1 protein-coding gene is annotated in these 704 nt (G+C 60.4%); it reads right to left on the reverse strand.

What is annotated here, in order from left to right; translation table 11 throughout:
• Window positions 1-47: 47 nt before the first annotated feature.
• Complete coding sequence (locus tag QD461_RS36680; RefSeq protein WP_179613316.1) at window positions 48-224, reverse strand: hypothetical protein; 177 nt, start codon at window positions 222-224, stop codon at window positions 48-50.
• Window positions 225-704 lie beyond the last annotated feature (480 nt).

Consider the following 704-nt stretch of genomic DNA (forward strand, 5'->3'; position numbering starts at 1 on the left):
ACGAGCGCCTTGCTGCGTAAACGAGCGCCTTGCTGCGTAACGACTTGTCAGCGCCGGTCGTTGGTCTCGCCAGCGACCGGCAACTCTCGGTCGTCAGCCGCGGTGGGCGCGTCACGATCAGTTGCAAGGTCCAGTTTGCCCCAGATCGAGGTTTTCCGGTCAATCGGCTTGAGCTTCCGGGACGGCTTGATTTCAACGATAAACGGTTTTGTCTGCTGACGCATAAATCCTCCCGGCGACGAATCGCAAGGCGCGACGATAGCGCGGAGGATGGGCAATGCAACGCCCTACGCTCGGGGGTTCAGCGAGGCTTGGGTCTGGCATGTGGACAGGACAGCGGAGCGATGGTTGTAACGGTCGGACGGGCATTCGTGGATTGGCAGCCATTGCCATATCCCTTCGACTACTGCACCAGGCCACGACCTTCGCGGGCTCGATGAGGCATGTCTGATCGAAGACCGGCTTCACCTCGATCGTCTTCCCGCAACGGCCTTGCGAAACTTTCTTCCCCTGAGCGCGATGCGCTCATTCCTCGCGAAGCAACAAAGCTTCTCCTGGCCGCCCTCCATTTCATTCCGGCCTTTCAGGTGCGGTCCGATCGTCCCCGATCCTTGCGACAGCCATCGAGGCCGCGATGGGCGCGGCCCGAAACAGCAAAGGAATACGACAATGGCAACCATCGGCACCTTCACCACCTCCGAAAC

Source organism: Rhizobium sp. BR 314 (assembly GCF_047445805.1).
Lineage (GTDB): Bacteria > Pseudomonadota > Alphaproteobacteria > Rhizobiales > Rhizobiaceae > Rhizobium > Rhizobium lusitanum_B.